The sequence below is a fragment of the Novosphingobium hassiacum genome (genome assembly GCF_014196055.1).
GTDB classification, from domain to species: Bacteria; Pseudomonadota; Alphaproteobacteria; order Sphingomonadales; family Sphingomonadaceae; genus Novosphingobium; species Novosphingobium hassiacum.
This window is the reverse complement of sequence record NZ_JACICY010000001.1, coordinates 259,655-275,996: the sequence shown is the minus strand read 5'-3', so window position 1 is coordinate 275,996 and position 16,342 is coordinate 259,655. Positions and strand designations below refer to the sequence as shown.

At 64.4% G+C, this 16,342-nt stretch carries 16 protein-coding genes; 3 read left to right on the top strand and 13 right to left on the bottom strand.

All coding sequences use genetic code 11. From position 1 onward, the window contains the following. Nucleotides 1–3 precede the first annotated feature (3 nt). From GGQ88_RS01460 to trpB, 5 genes are read right to left on the bottom strand one after another with little or no spacing between them, the layout of a single operon-like run. On the bottom strand, nucleotides 4–1,311 hold the full coding sequence (locus tag GGQ88_RS01460) for a bifunctional folylpolyglutamate synthase/dihydrofolate synthase (RefSeq protein ID WP_183611243.1): 1,308 nt from the start codon (nucleotides 1,309–1,311) through the stop codon (nucleotides 4–6). 46 nt (nucleotides 1,312–1,357) lie between these two features. Then, the gene (accD, locus tag GGQ88_RS01455) at nucleotides 1,358–2,206 is read right to left on the bottom strand and encodes an acetyl-CoA carboxylase, carboxyltransferase subunit beta (protein ID WP_183611242.1); all 849 of its coding nucleotides are present in this window, start codon (nucleotides 2,204–2,206) and stop codon (nucleotides 1,358–1,360) included. Nucleotides 2,207–2,219: 13 nt separating this feature from the next. Then, entirely contained in the window at nucleotides 2,220–3,020 is an 801-nt protein-coding gene (gene trpA / locus GGQ88_RS01450) for a tryptophan synthase subunit alpha (protein WP_183611241.1), read from the bottom strand. Continuing rightward, nucleotides 3,017–3,406, bottom strand: a complete 390-nt coding sequence (locus tag GGQ88_RS01445) for a DUF559 domain-containing protein (protein ID WP_183611240.1) — start codon at nucleotides 3,404–3,406, stop codon at nucleotides 3,017–3,019. Before GGQ88_RS01445 ends, trpA begins: the two co-directional genes overlap by 4 nt. A 43-nt stretch (nucleotides 3,407–3,449) precedes the next feature. After that, nucleotides 3,450–4,685 (bottom strand): tryptophan synthase subunit beta, encoded by a 1,236-nt coding sequence (gene trpB / locus GGQ88_RS01440; RefSeq protein WP_183611239.1) that lies wholly within the window; start codon nucleotides 4,683–4,685, stop codon nucleotides 3,450–3,452. Nucleotides 4,686–5,039: 354 nt separating this feature from the next. Between trpB and GGQ88_RS01435 the strand changes: the two genes are divergently transcribed. Further along, nucleotides 5,040–5,501: an outer membrane protein gene (locus GGQ88_RS01435; protein WP_183611238.1), complete on the top strand. Its 462-nt coding sequence runs from the start codon at nucleotides 5,040–5,042 to the stop codon at nucleotides 5,499–5,501. A gap of 75 nt (nucleotides 5,502–5,576) precedes the next feature. Here GGQ88_RS01435 and GGQ88_RS01430 read toward each other — a convergent pair whose 3' ends face one another. From GGQ88_RS01430 to radC, 8 genes are all read right to left on the bottom strand, one after another. Continuing rightward, nucleotides 5,577–6,221 (bottom strand): phosphoribosylanthranilate isomerase, encoded by a 645-nt coding sequence (locus GGQ88_RS01430; protein ID WP_183611237.1) that lies wholly within the window; start codon nucleotides 6,219–6,221, stop codon nucleotides 5,577–5,579. A 46-nt stretch (nucleotides 6,222–6,267) separates the two neighbouring features. After that, nucleotides 6,268–7,020, bottom strand: a complete 753-nt coding sequence (locus GGQ88_RS01425; protein ID WP_183611236.1) for an SIMPL domain-containing protein — start codon at nucleotides 7,018–7,020, stop codon at nucleotides 6,268–6,270. 68 nt (nucleotides 7,021–7,088) lie between these two features. Then, on the bottom strand, nucleotides 7,089–7,592 hold the full coding sequence (locus tag GGQ88_RS01420; RefSeq protein ID WP_183611235.1) for a GNAT family N-acetyltransferase: 504 nt from the start codon (nucleotides 7,590–7,592) through the stop codon (nucleotides 7,089–7,091). A 4-nt stretch (nucleotides 7,593–7,596) separates the two neighbouring features. Beyond that, nucleotides 7,597–8,271, bottom strand: coding sequence for an orotidine-5'-phosphate decarboxylase (gene pyrF / locus GGQ88_RS01415; protein WP_183611234.1), 675 nt, complete (start codon nucleotides 8,269–8,271; stop codon nucleotides 7,597–7,599). Continuing rightward, a complete protein-coding gene (locus tag GGQ88_RS01410) occupies nucleotides 8,268–8,576 on the bottom strand; it encodes a DUF1049 domain-containing protein (protein ID WP_183611233.1) in 309 nt (102 codons plus the stop codon). The genes pyrF and GGQ88_RS01410 overlap by 4 nt, the downstream gene beginning before the upstream one ends. Nucleotides 8,577–8,721: 145 nt before the next feature. Continuing rightward, nucleotides 8,722–10,038 (bottom strand): adenylosuccinate lyase, encoded by a 1,317-nt coding sequence (gene purB / locus GGQ88_RS01405; RefSeq protein ID WP_183611232.1) that lies wholly within the window; start codon nucleotides 10,036–10,038, stop codon nucleotides 8,722–8,724. Nucleotides 10,039–10,116: 78 nt separating this feature from the next. Then, on the bottom strand, nucleotides 10,117–11,970 hold the full coding sequence (locus GGQ88_RS01400; protein ID WP_221214454.1) for an acyltransferase family protein: 1,854 nt from the start codon (nucleotides 11,968–11,970) through the stop codon (nucleotides 10,117–10,119). Nucleotides 11,971–12,009: 39 nt separating this feature from the next. Continuing rightward, the gene (radC, locus tag GGQ88_RS01395) at nucleotides 12,010–12,747 is read right to left on the bottom strand and encodes a RadC family protein (protein WP_183611230.1); all 738 of its coding nucleotides are present in this window, start codon (nucleotides 12,745–12,747) and stop codon (nucleotides 12,010–12,012) included. 86 nt (nucleotides 12,748–12,833) lie between these two features. On the opposite strand from radC, the gene GGQ88_RS01390 reads away from it, so the two are divergent. Continuing rightward, entirely contained in the window at nucleotides 12,834–16,067 is a 3,234-nt protein-coding gene (locus tag GGQ88_RS01390) for an intermembrane phospholipid transport YdbH family protein (protein ID WP_183611229.1), read from the top strand. A gap of 47 nt (nucleotides 16,068–16,114) precedes the next feature. After that, complete coding sequence (locus GGQ88_RS01385) at nucleotides 16,115–16,321, top strand: YnbE family lipoprotein (RefSeq protein ID WP_183611228.1); 207 nt, start codon at nucleotides 16,115–16,117, stop codon at nucleotides 16,319–16,321. Nucleotides 16,322–16,342 lie beyond the last annotated feature (21 nt).

The window sequence follows — 16,342 nt, the reverse complement described above, 5'->3', positions numbered from 1 at the left end:
AAATTAGTCCGGGATTTCTTGGTTCAGCCGCAGCACTTCGCCCGCAAGGTAAAGTGAGCCTGCAATCAGCACATCGCCTTCCGGCGGCAGCGCGGCGATTGCTTCAGGCACGGTGGCGAAGCTTTGCACCGGAAGGCTGGTGAACGGAGCGAAGTCGTCGGGCTTATGCGCCTCGTGCCCAGGTGCGGGAACGACCGAGATCGACAGCACGTGATCGGCCAGCGGTTTCAGGATCGCCGAGGGATCCTTTGACGTCAGCATGCCCATGATCAGGTGCACTGGTGGCTGGCTCTCGAGATGTCGCGCGATCGCCAAGCCCGCATCCGGATTGTGGCCGCCATCGAGCCACACGGTGCGGCCCTGCGCAAGATCGGTGACGGGACCAGCCCCAAGCCGCTGCAACCGCGCGGGCCAGCGCGCATTGGCGATTCCCTTGCCGACCGCGCCGAGATGGACAGATACCGCGCGCTGGTGGCGGATCATCGCGACGGCGAGCGCGGCGTTTTCGGCCTGATGGACTCCGGGCAGCGCGGGCAGCGGCAGGGAAAGTTCGCCCAGTTCGTCGCGGTACTGGATCGAGCCTGCAATCTGCGCGTCCCACTTACGCCCGCGCATGATCACCGGAGCGCCGATCCGCGCGGCGGTGTCCAGCACCGCAGCTGTCGCGATTTCAGGATAGGCCATCGTTACCAGCGGCACGCCGGGCTTGGCGATGCTCGTCTTCTCGAACGCGATCCGCGCGAGGGGGTCGGCGGGGACGCCCACTTCCGGCGCAAGCAGGAAGGCCTCGTGATCGATGCCCAGCGTGGCGATGCCGCAGACGGCGGCTGTCGGCATGACGTTGGTCGCATCGAGCCTCCCGCCAAGGCCGGTCTCGATCACGCAGGCGTCGGCTGGCGTGCGGCTGAAAGCGAGGAACGTGGCGACCGTGGTCACCTCGAAGAAGCTAGGTTCGAGGTTGGCCCCGGCGTCGAGGACTTCCTTCAAGAGTGCGGCGAGCAGGTCGTCCTCGATCAGCTCGCCGGCAATCCGGATGCGTTCGTTGTAGCGGACGAGGTGCGGCTTGGTGGCCGAGTGCACTGTCAGCCCCTCGGCCTCAAGGATGGTGCGCAGGTAGGTGCAGGTCGAACCCTTGCCGTTGGTGCCCGCGACATGAAACACCGGTGGAAGGTTGTTCTGCGGGTTGCCGAGCCGCGCGCAGAGTTCGCGTACGGTATCGAGGCCAAGACGCCCCGATGGCAGCGACAGCGCGCCAAGGCGATCGAGCTGCGCTTGGACCGCCGGGCTTTCGGATATGGCGAAGTCGCGCATTTGATGCCCACCCCCGACCCCTCCCGCTTGCGGGAGGGGGAATATGTTACGCGGCCTTGGCCGCCATCAGGTAATCGACCACTTGCGCCAGCGTGACCTTCAGGTCGCGGCGGTGCGTGACCATATCGACCATGCCGTGTGCGTAGAGGTATTCGGCGCGCTGGAAGCCTTCGGGCAGCTTCTCGCGGATCGTGTCCTGAATGACACGCTGTCCGGCAAAGCCGATCAGGGCACCCGGCTCGGCAATCTGCACATCGCCCAGCATCGCGTAGCTGGCGGTGACGCCGCCGGTGGTGGGATCGGTCAGCACGACGATGTAGGGCAGGCCAGCGGCGCGCAGCCGCGCAATCGCCACGGTCGAACGTGGCATCTGCATCAGGCTGAGAATGCCCTCCTGCATGCGCGCGCCGCCCGCAGCGGTGACGGCGATGTAGGGGCACTTTTCGCGCACCGCGCGTGTCACGCCTGCAACGAAGGCATTGCCCACGGCCATGCCCATCGATCCGCCCATGAACGCGAATTCCTGCACGCCAACGACGGCCTTCTGGCCCTCGATCCTGCCGAACGCGTTGGTAAGCGCATCGGCATGCGGGTTGGCGGCGCGGGCGGCCTTGAGGCGATCGACGTACTTCTTGCTGTCGCGGAACTTAAGTGGGTCTTCCTTGACCTTGGGCGCGGGCAGCAACTCGTAGCCCGCGTCGAGCAACTGGTCGAACCGCGCATCGGCACCGATGCGGCCATGGTGATCGCAATGCGGACAGACCGAGAGATTGTCCTCATAATCCTTCACGAACAGCATTTCGCTGCACGACGGGCACTTGATCCACAGATTGTCCGGCGTGTCCCGCTTCGGCGTGAACGGAAGGGCGTTGCGGACCTTGTTGAGCCAACTCATGCCCAGAATATCCTTACAAAGCGCCCTTGCGGGCAGAGTGGACGGCAGCGGCAAGCGCGGCGGTGAGTTCCTTCACCGGGCCAGCGGCATCCGCGCCGTGCTTGGCGACCAGATCAACCAGCGCCGAACCGACGACGACGCCGTCCGCGACCTTGGCGATGGCAGCGGCCTGTTCGGGCGTGCGCACGCCAAAGCCGACTGCGACGGGGATCGTGGCCGAAGCCTTGATGCGGGCGACGGCCTCGTCGATTGACGTCTGCGCGGCTTGTTGCATGCCCGTGATGCCCGCGACCGAGACGTAGTATAGAAAGCCAGACGAGCCATCGAGCACGGCGGGAAGCCGCGCGGCGTCGGTCGTCGGTGTAGCCAGACGGATCAGCGAAACGCCCGCGCCGCGCAGGGCGGGGCCAAGTTCGGGGTCTTCCTCGGGTGGTATGTCCACGCAGATCACGCCGTCAACGCCTGCCTTGACGCATTCAGCAGCGAACCAGTCGGCCCCGCGAATGGTCATCGGGTTGGCATAGCCCATCAGCACCAGTGGCACTTCGGGGTGGCGCGCGCGAAATTCGGTGGCGATGCGGAAGATGTCCGCCGTAGTCGTGCCCGCGCCAAGGCTGCGCAGGTTCGCCAACTGGATCGCCGGACCATCGGCCATCGGATCGGTGAACGGCATGCCCAACTCGATCACATCCGCGCCGCCTTCGACAAGTGCGTCGAGGATGGACGCGGTGGCGCCGGGCGTCGGGTCGCCACCGGTGACGAAAGTGACGAGGGCTGGACGGCCCTTGGTGAAGGCGGCGGAGAGGCGGGTCACTTAGCCCTCTCCCCTTCAGGGGAGAGGGTTGGGAGAGGGGGACGCAAGTCCGCAATGACGCTAGTCAGATTTATCAAAACGCCCTCTAAATTCTGCATAACGTCCACATTTGTATAGCGCACAACCCGATAACCTTCCGCTTCCAGAAAGCGAGTCCGGATTGCATCGTCGGGGTCATCGACATCATGGGTATCGCCGTCGATCTCGACGACGAGTTTGGGTTCGTTGGCCGCAAAGTCTGCAACATACCGCCCGATCACCTTTTGCCGACGGAACTTGACGCTTTCGAACCGTTCTGCCCGCAGTTGCAGCCACATGCGTGTTTCGGGTTCGCTCATTGCCTTGCGGTTTTCCCGGGCGAACTGCGTAAGTCTGGTGTCGCGCACTGCCCCTCTCCCAACCCTCTCCCCTGAAGGGGTGAGGGCTTTCCTATAGCGAAACTCCCAGATGCTCCGCGACCGAGAAGATGTCCTTGTCGCCGCGGCCGCACAGGTTGGCGAGGATGATCTCGTCCTTGCCCATTGTCGGCGCGAGCTTCTTGACCGCGGCGATGGCGTGGGCGGGTTCCAGTGCGGGGATGATGCCTTCGGTGCGGCAGAGCAGCTGGAACGCGTCCAGCGCTTCCTTGTCGGTCACCGAGGTATAATCGACGCGACCGATCTCCTTGAGCCATGAATGCTCGGGCCCGATGCCGGGATAGTCCAGCCCTGCCGAAATCGAGTGGCCTTCGAGGATCTGGCCGTCATCGTCCTGCAGCAGGTAGGTCTTGTTGCCGTGGAGGATGCCGGGGCGTCCGCCTGCGAGGCTGGCAGCGTGTTCCTTGTCCAGCCCATGCCCTGCGGCTTCGACGCCGAGCATCTTGACGCTCGGATCATCGAGGAACGGGTGGAACAGGCCGATGGCGTTCGATCCGCCGCCGATGGCCGCGACCAGCACGTCGGGCAGGCGGCCAGTGCGGTCGAGCATCTGCGCGCGCGCTTCCTTGCCGATCACGCTCTGGAAATCGCGGACGAGTTCCGGATAAGGGTGCGGGCCGGCTGCGGTGCCGATGATGTAGAAGGTGTTGTGGACGTTGGCGACCCAGTCGCGCAGCGCCTCGTTCATCGCATCCTTCAGCGTGCCCGCGCCAGCTGTCACCGGCACCACTTCAGCGCCGAGCAGCTTCATGCGAAACACGTTGGGCGCCTGGCGGGCAACGTCGGTCGCGCCCATGAAGATCACGCAGGGCAGGCCGAAGCGTGCGCAGACCGTGGCAGTGGCAACCCCGTGCTGGCCCGCGCCGGTTTCGGCGATGATCCGGGTCTTGCCCATGCGCATCGCGAGCAGGATCTGGCCGACACAGTTGTTGATCTTGTGCGCGCCGGTGTGGTTCAGCTCGTCGCGCTTGAACCAGACTTGTGCCCCCTTCCCGGGCAGGGCGTTCTTGCCCAATTCATCGGTGATGCGCGGCGCGAAGTACAGCGGGCTCGGGCGCCCGACGTAATGTTCCAGCAGGTCGTCGAACTCGGCCTGGAACGCCGGGTCTTCCTTTGCCTTGCGGTATTCGCGGTCGAGATCGAGCACCAGCGGCATCAGCGTCTCGGCGACATAACGCCCGCCGAACTGGCCGAAGTGGCCGCGCTCGTCAGGCTGGTTGCGGAAGCTGTTGGGAGTCTGAACAGTCATGCCCCGGCGCTTGGCAGAGCATCACGCGCTTGTCCAGATTCGCGCGGGTTCCATGTCCTTTGGGATGCCCACGGAAGTTATCGCCGATGTTCATCGAGGAGAAAGACGGCGCCCGCTACGGCGCTATTGCCACGTCTTGAAGGCGGCTCTGCAAGGAGTCGCCTTCATTAGTGTAAGTAATACGCAAATGTTCATATAACTAACAAAGTTTGTTAGCGATGCCGGTGTTGCGAATTTGCCACATCTTTATGAGCTATGTCTGAAGATGTGATCTTGGTCATTGTCACAATACAGACACGATACTACCTGCGCCGCGCTCACTTCGATGAAGGGGCCAATGTTCAGGAGGAAAAAATGCGTTTCGTTCTTACAACACTTGCCGCCTCGCTTGTTGCGGCCACCCCAGCTCTTGCCAACGAAGCTCGCGTCGAAGCGCGTGGCGGCGTCGCATGGAGCAACGGTGACAGCGAAGCAATCGCTGGCGTGGCTGCTGGCTACGATTACGATCTCGGCGATACCGCATTTGTTGGCGCCGAAGTGAGCGCAGACAAGCTGCTGACCGACGGTACGAAGGTGTCGTTCGGTTTCAACGGTCGCATCGGCGCCAAGCTTGCTGAAGCTGGGAAGCTGTACGCCGTTGGCGGTTACAACACCGAGTTCTGCGACGGTTGCGAAGGTACCTGGACTGCAGGCGCTGGCTACCAGCACTCGTTCGGCAAGCTCTACGGCAAGGTTGAATATCGCCACTTCTTCGTCGATGCCGTCAATGGCGACGACGTTGATGCCGCAGTTGTCGGCCTTGGCGTGAAGTTCTGATAAGCTTCGCCTCGTGCGAACCAGCGGCGGGCGGTCTTCTCGGGAGGCCGTCCGCCTTGCGTTTCGCAGCGGGACTCAGGCGCTGCGCGCGGCGAAGCAGAAGCTGCGGATGAGTCCGGCATCCTTGACACCGGGCGCGGTCTCGACGCCGGACGAGACATCAACCAGCGTCGCGCCGGTCCTGCGGACTGCATCTGCGACGTTGTCGGGCGAAAGTCCTCCGGCAAGACCCCAAGGTAGCGCTCCGCGATATGCGGCCAGCAGGTTCCAGTCGAAAACGAGGCCAAGGCCGCCGGGCAGATTCGCGCCTTTCGGTGCCTTGGCATCGAACAGGATGAGGTCGGCCGCTCCGGTGAAATCCTGTGCCCGAACGATGTCATCGCGGCTGGCGACGGACAGCGCTTTCCAGACCGGAACTCCCAGATTGGCACGCGTCCGACCCAGCGCATCGGGCGTTTCGGCACCGTGCAACTGGATCGCATCGAGCTTTGCCGCGACAACCGCCTCGGCAATAAAATCGGTGGAGGCGTCGACGAACAGGCCGACGACCTTCGTACGGCCAGCGGCGCGCTCGGCAAGAGCGGCAGCCTGGGCCATTGTTACATTGCGCGGGCTCTTGGCGAAGAACACCAGCCCGATGTAGTCGGCGCGCGCGGCGATTGCTGCGTCCAGCGCTTGAGGGGTGTTTATCCCGCAGATCTTGATGGCAGGTGCCGACATGTGCGGCGCGTTACGGTGAACGCGCCGCACCGTCAATTTCCGTGCGTTATTGTCCCAGTTCGTAGCTGACGTTGACCGTGACCGTCATTTCCAGCTCGCCCGCAGCAACCGGCGAGGACTTGGGCGCGCTGGCCATGTCGGCGCGCGCGAACATCACTTGCGGCTGTGGTGGCGACCAGCCTGCGTTTTCGCTGATCGTCAGCACGCGCACGACGCGCAGACCGACCGCCTTGGCATAGAGATCGGCGCGCATCCGCGCCTTCTTCATCGCCTCGATCCGGGCTTCGTCCATCGCCGCGTCGGAATTGTCGATCTGGAACGACGGGCCGTTGACCTGATTCGCGCCGTTGGCGACGAGCGTGTCGATCACCTTGCCGTAGCTGTCGAGCTTGCGCTGGCGGACCGAGACCTGGTTGGTCGCCTGATAGCCGATGATGATCGGGTCCTGTTGCTCCATCGAACCATCGGGCAGGCGCTTGGGCTGACCGTAGACCGGGTTGACCGACAGGTTGCTGGTCTGGATGTCGCGCTCCGCGATGCCCGCCTTGCGCAGCGAAGCGATGACGGCGCTCATGCGCTGCGCGTTTTCGGTGAGCGCCGCGCCTGCGGTAGTGGCCTGCGTGGTGACGCCCGCGTTGAACACGGCCAGATCCGGCGTGCGTGTCGATTTGCCCTCGGCGGCGACGCTGAGCAAGGTGTTGCCGGCACTGACGACGGGGCTGCTCGACATGGTCTGGGCCTGCGCGCTGAGGGGGGACAGGGCCGCGATCGCGGCAGCGAAAAGGAACGTGTGCTTCATGTGGGAGCCTCCCGTAAGTGTCGTTGCCGCTGTGGTGGGCAAAGCGACGTTACGCAGCGATGAACCGTTCAGCGCAGGCTTCGTTCCAGCACGGTCATTGCGAACGGTTGCGCGCCCGCACCCGGAAAGGGCCGCGTTTCTCCGGTCTGGGCGTAGCCGCGACGCTCGTAATAGGCGATCAGTTCGGGTCGCGCGTCGATCACGGTCATCTCCATGACCGCTGCGGAAAACGCCTCGACTGCGAGGTCCTCGGCATCGGCGATCAGGGCGCGACCCAGCCCAGCCGCCTGCAACTCCGGATCGACGCAGAGCATGCCGAGATAAGCGCGGCCATGCCCGAGAGTCTTGACCGTGACGGTGCCTGCCAGCTTGCCATCGATCTCGGCCAGCAAGACCCGCGTCTGGGCGTCGGTCACCGCGCGTTGCAGTTCGACGTCGCTGGTGCGTTCGTCGTCGAGCAGGTCGGCTTCGTGCGTCCAGCCTTGCCTTGCGCTGTCACCGCGATAGCATTTCTCGACCAATGCGCGCAGCCTCGGCAGGTCTACCGCTGCTGCCGTGCGAAACCGGATCATCGGATCAGAGGGTGGCTTCGATCGCCCGGGCAGCCGCGACAGGATCTTCGGCACGGCTGATCGGGCGGCCAATGACCAGCACGCTTGCCCCGGCGTCGCGCGCGGCGCGTGGGGTGACCGCGCGCTTCTGATCGCCCAGCTTCCCGTCCGCCGGGCGCAGGCCGGGGACGACGAGATAGCCATCCTTCCAGCGTTTGTGGATCGCGCCGACTTCGTGGCCAGAGCAGACGATCCCGTCGAGACCGGCTTCCTGCGCGAGGTCGGCCAGGCGCAGCGCCTGATCGTGGGCCGATCCGGCTACACCCATTCCATTCAGGTCAGTATCGTCGAGGCTGGTCAGCACGGTGACCGCGACGACCTTGGTATGCTCGGCCGCAGCGGCCTTGGCGTCTTCCATCATCGCCCGGCCACCCGAGGCGTGGATCGTGACGATGGCGGGCTCCAGCACGTGAATCGCCTGCATCGCGCCCGCGACGGTATTGGGGATATCGTGCAACTTGAGGTCGAGGAAGATCGGCAAGCCGACTTTGGCAACCTCGTGCACACCATGGTGACCGTGTGCGCAGAAAAATTCGAGGCCGAGCTTCAGTCCGCCCACATGGCTCCTGACCTTGTGCGCGAGTGCAATCGCGGCATCGAGGCGGGGAAGGTCAAGGGCCAGGTAGATCGGGTTGGTCACAGCGGCTCGCTTCTGGTCACAGGGGGGTGGGCAGCGTCGAGGTTGGTCGAGCTCAGCGACGGCGAGGTACGCGTGTTGAGCGACGTTTCGAGCGACGCGATACGGCGGGTCAGCCGCCAGCGGGTGGCCCGATAGAGCAACCACGTTGGCACAAGGCCGAGCAGGAACGCAGCGATGACAAGGGCGGGAAGCTTGGTTTCGAGAAGCAAGCCTTCCCAGATGCGGATTTCCACCGGAACCCAGTTGGCCGCGCTGAATGCAGCCAGTATCCCAATGACAAGTACGTAGAAGATCGTGCGCAGCATGGCTGGCCTCTCGCTCAAATTATCCGCCCGTCCGTCGTAATGCTAGGGCAGGTCGGCGCGCTTGGCGAGTCCCCGCGAAGGCGGGGACCTCAGGCGTCGCTGGCAACCTCTCGAGGTCCCCGCCTTCGCGGGGACGCAATGCGATTCACTCGGCGCCGAAAACGCGGGCGAAGATCGTGTCGATGGCCTTGAAATGATAGTCGAGGTTGAACTTGTCCTCGAGTTCGGCCGCGCTCATCACCGCGCTGACTTCGGGATCGGCCTTGAGCAGTTCGAGCAGCGAAAGCTGTCCGTCGCTTTCCCACACCTTCATCGCGTTGCGTTGCACGAGGCGATACGAGGCGTCGCGCTCAAGTCCCGCCTGCGTAAGAGCCAGCAGGACGCGTTGCGAGTGGACAAGGCCGCCCATCTTGTCGAGGTTCTTCTGCATGCGCTCGGGGTAGACGAGCAGCTTGTCGATCACCGAAGTCATCCGCGCCAGCGCGAAGTCGAGCGTGATCGTCGCGTCCGGACCGATAAAGCGCTCGACCGAGGAGTGCGAAATATCGCGCTCGTGCCAAAGCGCGACGTTTTCGAGCGCGGGTGTGACGGCTGAGCGGACTACGCGGGCCAGGCCCGTCAGGTTCTCGGTCAGCACCGGGTTGCGCTTGTGCGGCATCGCCGACGAACCCTTCTGGCCCGGCGAGAAGTATTCCTCGGCCTCCAGAACTTCGGTGCGCTGGAGGTGACGCACTTCGACGGCGAGGCGCTCGATAGAGCTGGCGACCACGCCGAGTGTGGCGAAAAACATCGCATGGCGATCACGCGGGATGACCTGCGTCGAGACCGGCTCGATTTCGAGGCCCATCTTATCGGCGACGTATTCTTCCACCGAGGGATCGATGTTGGCGAAAGTGCCGACCGCGCCGGAGATGGCGCACGTCGCGATTTCGGCGCGCGCGGCGACGAGGCGGGCGCGGCAGCGGGTGAACTCGGCGTAGGCTTCCGCAAGCTTCTTGCCGAAGGTTGTCGGCTCGGCGTGGATGCCGTGGCTGCGACCGATGGTGGGGGTGTATTTGTGTTCGATGGCGCGGCGCTTGATCGCTTCGAGCAGCGCGTCGATGTCGGCGATCAGCAAGTCAGAAGCGCGCGCAAGCTGGACCGACAGCGTGGTGTCGAGCACGTCGGAGCTGGTCATGCCCTGGTGCATGAAGCGCGCTTCGGGACCGACCTGCTGCGCGACCCAATCGAGGAACGCGATAACGTCGTGCTTGGTGACAGCTTCGATCGCGTCGATCGCGGCCACGTCGATCACCGGGTTAGTCGCCCACCAGTCCCACAGGGCCTTGGCACCCGAAGGGGGTACCACGCCCAGTTCGCCCAACTTCTCTGTCGCGTGGGCCTCGATCTCGAACCAGATGCGATAGCGCGCTTCGGGTTCCCAGATCGCGGTCATGGCAGGGCGGGCGTAGCGGGGGACCATGTTCGACTCCAGTAAATCTCTTGCCCGCGCCGCTAGGGCGAGGGGGCGGCAAAGGCAAGGGACCAGCCGATTATTGAATTAGGGCGCAGGCCAATGTGCGACCAAAATCTTTGCGAATTTCGGCGTCAGGTGGGTGTGGTCGGCATAGACCGCCTCGTCGCCCAGCATGATCCAGCACACTCCGTTGCCGCACAAACTGGCCGCCGGATCGTACCACTCGATGCCCGGATCAGCGCCAGCAAGATCGGCAAGCGCCAGGTTTACCGCGTGCGCCTCGGCCTGAGCGGCAGGATATTGCACCGGACAGGCAACGTTGATGTAGGCACGGCAACGCGGGTAGCCGCCTGCCATCTGCGGACCCGCTGCCTGCGCTGTGGGCACGTTTCCGATCAGCACGATCCGCGTGCCCGGCGGCAGGGCGCCTGCGAGCCGTCTTATCCCGGCCAGCAGTTCGGCCTTGCCCGCGCCCGCCGTGCTCCCCAGCGACGCGCCACCAGCGTTGCGATAGAGATCGCGCTCCCAACGTTGCGCCCAATAGACGGTTCGTATGTTTCGCTCTCGCGCGAGTTTCACGAGCCGGTCGGTCAGTTCCTTGCAGCTTGCGCCGTCTTCCTTCGGTGCGACGTTACTGACGCCGGGCAGCGACAGACACGCTGATTCGCTGAGCAGGGCGCCGTTGCCGAAGCGCTCTGACGTGCCCGAGTAGTATTGCCGCGCGTGGCTGTCACCATAGACCACGTAGGCAAGCCTGCCAGCCGGGATCACCACGGGCTCAACCAGACTGCCAGCGTTGACCGGGCCGCTTTGCGGCAAAAGGCGCAAATGGAGCGCAGTCCCCCATACTGTAGCCAGCACCATGCCACCGAGGCCGAATGCCAGCAGCGCGCTTCTCGATTTCAGGCGCGAGCGGTTTCGCACCGGGCGTTCGATCCAGTGCAGCGATGCGAAGCCCAGGGCCACCGAGAGCAAGATCGTGGCCAGGGTCAAAGTCCACGGCGCGGGCCCGAACCAAGCATAGTGGAGGAATGCCAGCAGCGGATTATGCCACAGGTAAATCCCGTACGACGCGGCCCCGACGGCTGTCAGCGGCGGCAGCGAAAGCAGCCTGCCGACCGCTTGGCGCGGGTCTGCGTACAGGAGGACCAGCGCAGCACCGATCGTGGGTAGCAGGAACGCCGGGCCGGGGGCGGGCATCGTCGGGCCGATCATCGCAAAGCCAAGCACGATCAAAGCAAGGCCGACGATGGTGGGCAAGGGGCGTGGGCGAGGCTGGCGGACTCCTGCCGCGCATGCAGCGCCGATCATCAGCTGCCACGCGCGGGTCGGGAGCAGGAAGAATGCGGCTTGCGGGTCGCGCTCGATCATGGCGGTCGCCGCAGCAAGGCTCAGCCCCAGCGTGGCGAGGATGACCGGTAGCGGCCACCCGGGGCGCCTGCGCAGCAGCCAGACCATCGCCAGCGGAAACAGCAGATAGAACTGTTCCTCGACCGACAGACTCCACAAGTGCAAAAGCGGCTGGTAGCCCTCGACATCGTCGAAATAGCCGACCTTGTGCGCGAACAGCAGGTTCGACCCGAACAAGGCCGAAGCGCCGAGTGCCTGCCCGAACTTGCGCAAGTCCTCGTCGATGAACAGCACTGCGGCCATGATCGCGCTCACGCCCATCACGGTGAACAGCGCAGGCAGGAGCCGCCGTGCGCGGCGCTCGTAAAAGGCACCCAAGGTGAATGTGCCGGTGGCAACCTCCGCCATGATCGTGCTCGTGATCAGGTAGCCGCTGATCACAAAGAAGATGTCGACCCCCGCAAATCCGCCGCCGAAACCGGGAACACTTGCGTGAAACAGCACGACGGGGATCACCGCCAGCGCGCGCAGGCCTTCGATTTCGCGGCGATGTTGCAAGTGCTGTCCGGTCCGTTTGATCCCGCCCACGACAATGGCGGCTGGCGGCAATCCGCGCAACCGCTGGCCTCAGATCAGCCCCTTGGCCTTGAGCGAGGTATGCCCCTCTCGACCGATGATGATGTGATCGTGGACCATGACCCCCATCATCCGGCCAGCCTCGGCGATCTTGTTGGTGATCTGGATGTCGGCCCGGCTGGGTTGAGGTGAGCCAGAGGGATGGTTGTGGACGAGGATCATCGCCGCAGCGCCGATTTCCAGCGCCTTCTTGATGACCTCGCGGACATAGATCGGGCTTTCGTCGAGCGTACCCTCGCTGACGAGGTGATCGAGGATCAGCATGTTCTGCGTGTTCAGATACAGCACTCTTACCCGTTCGACATTGAGGTGTGCCATGTCGATATGCAGGTAATCGAGCAGCGCCTGCCAGTTGGACAGGACCGGCTGTTCCCGCACGGCGTTGCGCGCAAGCCGACGCGTTGCGAGTGCGACGATGCGTAATGCCGCTGCGCTGGTTTCGCCCATGTTGGGGTGGAGTGCCAACGCCTGAGCATCCGCCGTAAGCACGCCTGCAAGGTTGCCGAAACGCTGGATCAGCGAACGGGCGATCGGCTTGGTGTCGATGCGGGGGCGCGCGACCATTAGCAGATATTCGATGACCTCATGATCGGCGAGGGCATCTTCGCCGCCGGTCATCAAACGCTTGCGTAGGCGCGCGCGGTGGCCGCTGTTGTCCGCACCGTCGAACCCGTTGCCCGCTGATGGCTCGGCATCCTGTTCAGGAAAGAGTCGGGTCTGGTCGGCCATGGATCGTCCGGCGGGCACCACTTAATGTGCTGCGCGTTCAACGCCGTGCATTGCCGAAGCGGGGGTAGTGCGCAAGAAGGGGGCAGATGGCAGATAGTTTCGAAATGGTGGAACCCGTTCCGCCGTCCCCGTCAGAACGCGCCTCGGCCAAGTCCCGATGGCGACGTGTTGGCGTGCCTGCACTGGCGATCGTGCTGGTGGCGGGCGGTGGGCTGTGGCTGTCGCGCAACGAATTGGCCGACCGTGTCATCGCCGGGCAGCTTGCGGCGCTTGGGCTGCCGGCGACCTACGAAATCGAAAGTGTCGGGCCGGGAACGCAAGTTCTGCGCAATGTCGTGGTGGGCGCTCCGGGGCGTCCGGACATGACTGTCGAGCGGATGCTGGTGGGGATCGAGTACCGCTTCGGCACGCCAACGATCGGGTCGGTAAAGCTGATTCGGCCAAGGATTTATGGCCAGTACCTGCGCGGCAAGCTGAGCTTCGGCTCGCTCGACAAGGTGCTGTTCGCGCCGCGCACAACGAATGAGCCGTTTTCGCTGCCCAAGCTCGATGTGACGGTCGATGACGGGCGCGGGCTGATGCTGACCGATTTTGGCAAGGTCGGGCTGAAGCTGGATGGTGCCGGCGATTTGCGCAATGGCTTTGCCGGAACACTGGCAGCGGTTGCACCGCGCGTTACAAGCGGAGCCTGCGTCGGCGATGGTGCTAGCCTGTTTGGCAAGATCACGATCCGCGACGAGCGCCCTGCGATCGCGGGGCCGTTGCGGCTGGCGTCGCTGGTTTGCGATGGCGGGGTGCGTTCGGGGGCGACGACCGTCGACCTGAACCTGCGGGCGGACAAAGGGATCAGCGGCGTTGCTGGTAGCGCGATGCTGCGCGGGAAAGCGCTGGTCCTGCCTGGGTTAGCTGCCGAATCCCTGGCGCTCGATACGCAATTTGGCTGGCGCGACCGTGCACTGACCGGGCGGGTCGAGGCGAATGCCGGCGGCGTACGCAGTGGCGGGATGAACATGGGGCTGCTCGGGGTCGAAGGATCGGTGCGCGCACGCGACGGGTTCGACAAGGCCGAGTTTCGCGGGCAGATCGACGGTGAAGGATTGCGGCAGGGTTCTGCGCTGACTGCGGTGCTGGCCCGCGCGCAGGATGGGTCGGCGGGTACGCTGCTCGCGCCGATGCTTGCTCAGATGCGTGCCGCGTTGAAGCGCGAGGAGCGCGGGAGCCGTTTCGCGGGCGAGGTGTCAGTGCGGCGCAGCGGCGCGTCCGGCGTGACTTTAGTGATGCCCGAGGCCCGTGTGACCGGCGGCAGCGGCGCGGCTCTGCTGACTCTATCGCGGTTTCAGGTCGCGAGCGCAGGGTCCGGCGGTCCGCCGCGGATCGCCGGGAATTTTGCCACGGGGGGCGCAGGCATGCCGCGTGTCGTGGGTCGGATGGAGCAGGGGCGTGCAGGACAGGCGCTGTTCCGCTTGACGATGGCGCCATGGCGCGCGGGTGGCGGGTCTCTCGAAATACCCGAGATGATGATTGCGCAAGTCGGCGACGGCTCAGTCGGCTTTGCTGGAACCGCCCATGTTTCGGGAGCAATTCCCGGCGGCTCAGTGCGCAACCTCAGGCTGCCTGTAAACGGATCGTACGGCGCGCGCGGTGAACTGGCCCTGTGGAAGCGGTGCGTCAGCGCGCGGTTCGACCAGCTGGTGCTGGGCGAGATGGCGGTCGATGGCAACACGCTCAACTTGTGTCCGGCGGGCGGAAGCGCGATCGTGCGCAATGGTACGGCCGGTCTTCGGGTCGCAGCCGGGACGCCTTCGCTGGACCTGTCGGGGCGGTTGGGGGAAACGCCGCTCGCGGTGCGGACCGGCGCGGTTGGTTTTGCGTATCCCGGGGTGCTCAATGCCAAGGATGTGGACGTTACGCTGGGGCCCGCTGGCACCGCGACGCACTTGAAGCTGGCCGATCTCGATGCCCGTCTGGGCAATGACTTCACCGGCAAGTTTGCGGGCGTCGAGGCGCGGCTGACGGCGGTTCCGCTCGACGTGACCAAGGCCGCCGGACAATGGCGCTATACCAACGGCGCGCTGGTGCTTAGCGGGGTCGGCTTCGACCTGTCCGACCGGCTGGACCCTGCGCGGTTCGAACCCCTGCGGGCCGAGGGAGCGACGTTGACGCTGGCGGACAATCGCATCATCGCCAATGCCTTGTTGCGCGAAACGAAGTCATCGCGTGAAGTTGTGCGGACAGCTATCCGCCACGACCTTTCCACCGGGATCGGCCATGCGGACCTCAATGTTGATGGTCTTGTGTTCGATAAGGGGTTCCAGCCCGCCCAGCTGACGCGGCTTGCTTTGGGAGTGGTTGCGAACACCGTGGGAACGGTGCGGGGTGCGGGGGTGATCGACTGGAATTCGCGCCATGTGACCAGCGGCGGGCGGTTCGGAACCGACAACATGGACCTGGCTGCCGCGTTCGGCCCGGTGCGCGGGCTGTCGGGTGAACTGCAATTCACCGACCTGCTCGGCATGGTCACTGCGCCGCATCAGAAGCTGAAAGTCGCGTCTATCAATCCGGGGATCGAAGTGACCGAAGGTGTGGTCGATGTCTCGCTACTCCCCGATCAGGTCCTGCGCCTACATGAAGCGAACTGGCCGTTCCTTGGCGGGCAATTGAAGCTTGAGCCGACCGACCTGCGGCTCGGCGTGGCGGAGGAACGGCGCTACACGCTGACTGTCACCGGGATCGACGCCGCCAAGTTCCTTGAAAAGATGGAACTGGGCAACCTTGCAGCAACGGGCACGTTCGACGGCCAGTTTCCGCTGGTGTTCGATGCCAATGGCGGGCGGATCGAGCAAGGCTCGCTGGTGTCGCGCGCACCGGGCGGCAATGTCTCGTACATCGGCGCGCTGACCTACGAGAACATGGGCGCGATGGCGAACTTCGCGTTCGATGCGCTGAAGTCGCTCGATTACACGACGATGACCATCGCCATGCGCGGCGACCTTGAAGGCGAGATCATCACCAACGTGAAGTTTGGCGGGGTCAAGCAGGGCGCGGGTACCAAGCGCAACTTCATAACGAAGCAGGTCGCCAACCTGCCGATCCAGTTCAACGTCAATATTCGGGCGCCGTTCTACCAACTCATCACCTCGTTCAAGGCGATGTACGATCCTGCCTTCATCAAGGACCCGCGCACGCTGGGTCTGGTCGATGCGCAGGGACGTGTGGCGCGTCGGTTTGACAACGGGGTGCGCGACGGCGGAGCGCCGGTCGTCGTGCTCCCGACAACGCGCCAAGATATTCAGCCTGCAGAAAGCGGAAACCTGCCATGAAGCCTGAGCAATTGACCCGATCTGCCGTTCCTGCGACCGTCTTGCGCATGAGGGATAGCAAATCACGATTGTGGCGGCGTTGCCTGCTTGCGCTGCCGTTGGTGGCAAGCTTTGGCGTGGGGGGATGCATTTCGGTCAAGGCACCGGACAAGCCCATCGTCATCGAGCTTAACATCAACATCAAGCAGGAGGTCGTGTACCGGCTCGCGGCTGACGCGGGCAACACGATCGGCGACAACCCGGACATCTTTTGATGCGCCGGGATATGAGGACGA

Excerpts from the sequence above, each read along its gene's own strand:
- GGQ88_RS01410 (WP_183611233.1), bottom strand. The coding sequence starts at position 8,576 with ATGCTGCGCACGATCTTCTACGTACTTGTCATTGGGATACTGGCTGCA.
- GGQ88_RS01390 (WP_183611229.1), top strand. The coding sequence starts at position 12,834 with ATGGCAGATAGTTTCGAAATGGTGGAACCCGTTCCGCCGTCCCCGTCA.
- GGQ88_RS01430 (WP_183611237.1), bottom strand. The coding sequence starts at position 6,221 with ATGTCGGCACCTGCCATCAAGATCTGCGGGATAAACACCCCTCAAGCG.
- accD (WP_183611242.1), bottom strand. The coding sequence starts at position 2,206 with ATGAGTTGGCTCAACAAGGTCCGCAACGCCCTTCCGTTCACGCCGAAG.
- radC (WP_183611230.1), bottom strand. The coding sequence starts at position 12,747 with ATGGCCGACCAGACCCGACTCTTTCCTGAACAGGATGCCGAGCCATCA.
- GGQ88_RS01425 (WP_183611236.1), bottom strand. The coding sequence starts at position 7,020 with ATGAAGCACACGTTCCTTTTCGCTGCCGCGATCGCGGCCCTGTCCCCC.
- GGQ88_RS01460 (WP_183611243.1), bottom strand. The coding sequence starts at position 1,311 with ATGCGCGACTTCGCCATATCCGAAAGCCCGGCGGTCCAAGCGCAGCTC.
- trpB (WP_183611239.1), bottom strand. The coding sequence starts at position 4,685 with ATGACTGTTCAGACTCCCAACAGCTTCCGCAACCAGCCTGACGAGCGC.
- GGQ88_RS01420 (WP_183611235.1), bottom strand. The coding sequence starts at position 7,592 with ATGATCCGGTTTCGCACGGCAGCAGCGGTAGACCTGCCGAGGCTGCGC.
- purB (WP_183611232.1), bottom strand. The coding sequence starts at position 10,038 with ATGGTCCCCCGCTACGCCCGCCCTGCCATGACCGCGATCTGGGAACCC.
- GGQ88_RS01435 (WP_183611238.1), top strand. The coding sequence starts at position 5,040 with ATGCGTTTCGTTCTTACAACACTTGCCGCCTCGCTTGTTGCGGCCACC.
- GGQ88_RS01385 (WP_183611228.1), top strand. The coding sequence starts at position 16,115 with ATGAGGGATAGCAAATCACGATTGTGGCGGCGTTGCCTGCTTGCGCTG.